Genomic DNA, 4840 nt, shown 5'->3' with positions numbered 1-4840 from the left:
CCGCCGACGGCGCCCACCGAGCGGCCTCGAGCAGCACCTCGACCACGTCGTCCGACACCTCGTGCGTGATGTCGAAGGTCGTCGGACTCCAGCGGCTGGACAGCAACGGATGAAGCGCCGGCTCCAGTGATCCGCTCACCAGCGCAGGATCGCACGCAGCACCAGATCAGTCCGGCCGGTGAGCGATGACCACGAGTTCACGGCCGGGGCGGTCGGGGGCGTCCCGAACCTCGTCGACGACCAGCCCCGCACTGGCCACCGACTCCAGCAGCTCCGCGCGAGTGCGGAACCGCAGCGTCGACTCCGAGCTCAGCACCGACCCGTCAACCAAGACGACCGTCTCCTGGAAGGACACCAGGGTCCCCGCACACTGGTGACTTCCACCCAGCCCGTCACTGTGCCGGCCTCGGAGACCACCGCGTGCGCAAGTGGTGGTGCTGTCGCGGTTCCAGCCTCCCCACGCCCGCCAAGCCGAGTCACAACTCTCGAACGCCAGCCGGCCACCCGGGCGCAGCGCCGACCGAACCGCCCGCAGCATCACAGCCCACTCCTCATCGGTGAGGAAGACCTGGGCGACGTTCGCCGTCATGGTCGCCAGATCCACCTGCAACGGCCGCAGCGACGGAGCCTCACCAAGCAGCCACCACACCCGGTTCGCGCGGGCTTGCGGCGAGCGACATCCAGCGAGGAGGCGGCCGGGTCGAGCCCACCACGTCGACGCACTCTTGCGCGCCCTTTTTTCAAGGAGCCGACTGCCTACATAAGATCTATTTACGACGGGCCGCCAGCGTCAGTAGCTGATCAGGGTTTGCTCGTCGTGGAATCCTCAAGCGGTGACTGAAGCGGATGCCATCCTCTTCCGTGGCTACCAACCGGAAGATGCCGCCGCCACGCGCGAGGTCTTCCATGCCGCCGTCCGCCAGACAGCACTGAGCCACTACACCCCAGCCCAGGTGCAGGTGTGGGCGCCAGACGAGGTGGAGACTGACCGCTGGAGTCGCCGGCGTGCCACAGCTTGGACAGTCGTCGCCGTCGATGCCGGAGACGTCGTGGGCTTCGCCGACCTCACGGACGCCGGCGAGATGGACATGCTCTTCGTCCACCCCAACTACGCGCGCCGCGGCATCGCCACGACCCTCGTCGCCAGCATCGTCCGCGAGGCCCTCCAGCGCGGCCTGCCCCGAGTCGACGTCCGCGCCAGCAGGGTCCTGCAACCACTCCTCGAGCGGCTCGGCTTCCAGCTCGACGAGGACAGGCCCGACAACCGCCTCGGCGACCAGGTCCTGGCCAACGCCACGATGCACTTCGACCTCAAGGTCGATTGACCCCACGCCTCGACCAAAATCTTGATACGCCCGCCGTCTCACTTCTTTGGTAGTGGAACGGTACCGCGGGCGGTCTCGGTCGATCACTGCTTCCGGCCTGGTGGCGTCCCACAATCAGGGCCCATAAGTCTGTGCCGGTAGGCCCGTACGGCTACGACCTTCGGTACGGTTGCCGGGTGGATCTCGGGTACGCGCGGGTCTCGACGGCCAAACAGGACCTCGAGCGCCAGGTCGACGCGTTGCACCAGGCCGGGATCGCACCCGAGCGGGTCTACCTGGACAAGAAGTCCGGGGCCACCACCGACCGGCCCGGGCTGAAGGCGGCGTTGGCCTACGCCCGCGCCGGGGACGTGATCGTCGTGCACACCCTGGACCGGCTCGGGCGGGCGGTCCGCGACACCCTCAACCTCATCCACGACCTCGCCGAACGCGGCGTCGGAGTGCGCAACCTCGCCGACCCGATCCGGATCGACTCCGCCAACCCCAGCGACCCGATGGCCCAGCTCGCCGTCGTCCTGCTCGCGCTGTTCGGTCAGATGGAACGCACCTATACCCTCGAGCGGGCCGCGCACGCCCGCGCGGTCGCGACCGCCAAGGGCCGGCGGATCGGGCGGCCCACGGTCGTCGATCCAGACAAGCTCGCCTACGCGGTGCACCTGCGCGACGCCGGGCACAGCATCGCCGAGATCGTCGCCAAGACCGGGATCACCCGCACAAGCCTGTACCGGCACCTGCCACCCCGATCCCCCGTGCAGCTCACCGAGGCACCGACGACCGAGCAGCGGTAGCCGCGGCGTGGACACCGCGACGCTGACCGAACGCTCGACGAGCAGCGCACGGTGGTGATGATGATGATGATGATGATGCGCTGGCAGGTGCTGCGGCCGTCGTCCAGGACGGCGTGCCGCTGACCGCTGCCGGCCCGCGCGGCCGGGATGCCGCTGCGCTCTGCAGCGTTGGCTGACCGAAGTGGCGCACCGGCCCGAACAGCTTGCGAGGCTCCCGGCCGGCGAACGCCGGCCGGGAGCCTCGGGGGCGGCTGCGTACAGACCGGTCAGGACTCCCCGTGGCCCTTGTCGTCGCCGTTCCCGTGCTCGTCGCCATGCCCGTGCTTCTGGGCGTGCCGCGAGCTGACCCCTCCGGTGACAGGGTCGAGGAACAGCGGCTTGGCGGCCGGCTTGCTGAAGTCCAGCATGCCGTCGAGTGGACCCGCCAGGGCATCGAAGGAACTGTCGATCCGCTGCCCGCCCAGCCAGTTGTCCTCGACGAAACGCAGGATCGAGGTCTGGTCGGTGACGGTGCTGTCGACCGCGTTCACCTTGCTGTACGGCGAAACGACCAGCAGCGGAACCCGGGGACCGTAGCCACAACGCAGCTGCTCACCGCCGAGCGTCGGGCCACCGGAGCCGCACTCGCCGTCGGCGGACAGCGCGTCCTCCTCACTCTGGGAATGGTTGAGGATCGGGCTCATCTGGTGGTCGTACCAGCCGTCGGAGTCGTCGTAGGCGATGACGACCGCGGTGGACTTCCAGTCCTTGGACTGCTGGAGCTTGTTGATGGTGTCGACGATGAAGTGCTGCTCGTCCAGCGGATCGGAGTAGCCCGCGTGGCCGTCCTCGGACTTCTTCGCCTTCAGATAGCTGACCGCCGGCAGCGTGCCGTTGTCCAGCGCCTGGTCGAAGTTGGTCAGGTCGTACTGGTGGTTCGCCTGCCCATCGTGGCCGATCTCGTCGACCGACGCCGGCGGCGTGTGCTCGGGGTTGGCGGTGGACTCGTAGTACTGGAACGGCTCGTGGTGCGCGCTGTAGTCCTGGGTCGTCTCGGGCTTCCCCGTCTCGGCATCCGTCGGGTGCTGCTCGGCGTACTTGCCGACCTCAGAGGCGGCGGAGCAGTCGGCGAAGCCGCCCTGGAACCAACCCCAGGACACTTCCTTCTCGTTCAACAGGTCACCGACGTTCGTGCCGGTCAGCGCCGCACGGTTGTACTTGGGGTTGGAGCAGGAGTCGAACGCCCCGTCCGGGTCGTTGATGACCGTGCCGGTGCCCTGGATGCCGTCCTGGTTCGGCACCGCGTAGTCGTCGGTGGTGCGCTCCCCGGCCGGCGTCACCGCGTAGGCACCCGCGGTCTGCCCGGAGATGAGGTTGAGCGCTCCCGGCGTCGACGGGCCGAACGTGGTTCCGTAGGAATTGTCGCTCATCGCGAAGTGCTGGGCGTAGTTCCACAGCGCGGTGACGGTGTTGCCGTCGTAGTAGTCCATCACGGCGTAGTCGTCCGGGGTGGCGCCGGTCGTCGACCCGGTGACGCATTCGCCGCGGGTCAGCGGCTTGCCATCGGACTCGCGGTTGGTGTACTGCACGAACTGGTCCATCAGCCCGCGGTCGAAGGCCTGCTGTTCGGCCTGGTAGTTGTGGTCCTGGTCGCAGGTCAGCGCTTCGCTGTGCGCCAGCCGCTGCGGGTTGGTCAGGTTCGGGTTGGCCGTCAGCAGCGCACCGGTGAGCCCGTTGACCGACGGCGTCCCCGGTGCAGCCTGGAACGGCGTGCCGTCGGTGTTGGCGGCATTGGGGTAGGTGCCGAAGTAGTGGTCGAAAGAGACGTTCTCCTGGAACAGCACGACCAGGTGCTCGATCGGGGTGGCTGCCGGCGAGGTGGGCGCGGGGGCAGGCCCGGTATGGGCGCTGGCGGGGCCGGCCAGGCCCACTGTCCCAGCGATCAGCCCCGCACAGCCCACCGCAATGACAGAAGTGCCGTGCCCTCGGGATCCCGGGCGGGTGGTGGGTCGTCGTTGTCTCATTGCAGCCTCCAGGACGTCGGTGTGCACCAGGGCCGCGTTCCCGGTGCCAGGCCACCGTCACGCGAGAAGGTGACGGTCAAGCCGACGGCGCACAACCATAAGGTGAACTAACCAACCATCGCTCGAGTCAACCGACAACGAAGTCCGGGCGGTCCGGCGCCAGGCGTCGCCATCCGCCGTCCGCTGTTCACCTGCCGTCACCCTGTGCGTGACCGGTGCCGCCATAGCGTCGAAGTCGCCAGTTCCTCCGCTCACGTCAGCTCGTGCCGGCGCCTTGCCGTCGGCGCGGGGAAAGAAGGCGACATGCATCAGAAGAAGCTCCTGCGCGAGCGCCGTTACGGAGGTGCCGCCGTCAAGGTGGGGGCGACCACCGCGGCGCTGTTGGTGCTCGGCACCGGCGCAGCTTTCGCGACCGACCCGGGCAAGGTGGCCGGGCCGCGGCCCGCCGGCACGGCCGTCACGTCCAACGGGTACCAGGTCACCCCGGCCGGGGCGCAGCAGAGGCTGGGGGATCTGCCACTGACTTCCGCGCTGTCCTCCGACGGGAAGATTATGGCGGTGGTGAACGCCGGCCAGGGCACCCAGTCCGTCCAGATCGTCGATACCCGCACCGGGTATGTCGTCCAGACCGGAGGTTGTCCCGGGTCTCGTGGAACTTGAGGTGGCGGTCCCCCGCCCGCACCGGCCGTGAGGTAGGTGTTGGGCGTCCGCCAAGACACCATCC

5 protein-coding genes are annotated in these 4840 nt (G+C 68.6%); 3 read left to right on the top strand and 2 right to left on the bottom strand.

The window, feature by feature from the left end; all coding sequences use genetic code 11:
• Positions 1–166: 166 nt before the first annotated feature.
• Positions 167–589, bottom strand: a complete 423-nt coding sequence (locus BLW04_RS24755; RefSeq protein ID WP_139307029.1) for a hypothetical protein — start codon at positions 587–589, stop codon at positions 167–169.
• A gap of 244 nt (positions 590–833) precedes the next feature.
• Between BLW04_RS24755 and BLW04_RS24750 the strand changes: the two genes are divergently transcribed.
• Together BLW04_RS24750 and BLW04_RS24745 are read left to right on the top strand one after the other, a co-directional pair.
• Complete coding sequence (locus BLW04_RS24750) at positions 834–1325, top strand: GNAT family N-acetyltransferase (RefSeq protein WP_175484285.1); 492 nt, start codon at positions 834–836, stop codon at positions 1323–1325.
• A gap of 176 nt (positions 1326–1501) precedes the next feature.
• The gene (locus BLW04_RS24745; RefSeq protein ID WP_091548229.1) at positions 1502–2113 is read left to right on the top strand and encodes a recombinase family protein; all 612 of its coding nucleotides are present in this window, start codon (positions 1502–1504) and stop codon (positions 2111–2113) included.
• Positions 2114–2379: 266 nt separating this feature from the next.
• Here BLW04_RS24745 and BLW04_RS24740 read toward each other — a convergent pair whose 3' ends face one another.
• Complete coding sequence (locus tag BLW04_RS24740; protein ID WP_217631263.1) at positions 2380–4023, bottom strand: phospholipase C; 1644 nt, start codon at positions 4021–4023, stop codon at positions 2380–2382.
• Between the two features lie 396 nt (positions 4024–4419).
• On the opposite strand from BLW04_RS24740, the gene BLW04_RS27185 reads away from it, so the two are divergent.
• Entirely contained in the window at positions 4420–4776 is a 357-nt protein-coding gene (locus BLW04_RS27185) for a hypothetical protein (RefSeq protein WP_091548224.1), read from the top strand.
• Positions 4777–4840 lie beyond the last annotated feature (64 nt).

It is taken from the genome of Modestobacter sp. DSM 44400, assembly GCF_900107175.1.
In the GTDB taxonomy this organism is placed as follows: Bacteria; Actinomycetota; Actinomycetes; order Mycobacteriales; family Geodermatophilaceae; genus Modestobacter.
This window is presented reverse-complemented; position numbering and strand designations above follow the sequence as displayed.

Bases quoted from the DNA above. Each gene is read 5' to 3' on its own strand.
- BLW04_RS24755 (WP_139307029.1), bottom strand. From the start codon at position 589: ATGACGGCGAACGTCGCCCAGGTCTTCCTCACCGATGAGGAGTGGGCT.
- BLW04_RS27185 (WP_091548224.1), top strand. From the start codon at position 4,420: ATGCATCAGAAGAAGCTCCTGCGCGAGCGCCGTTACGGAGGTGCCGCC.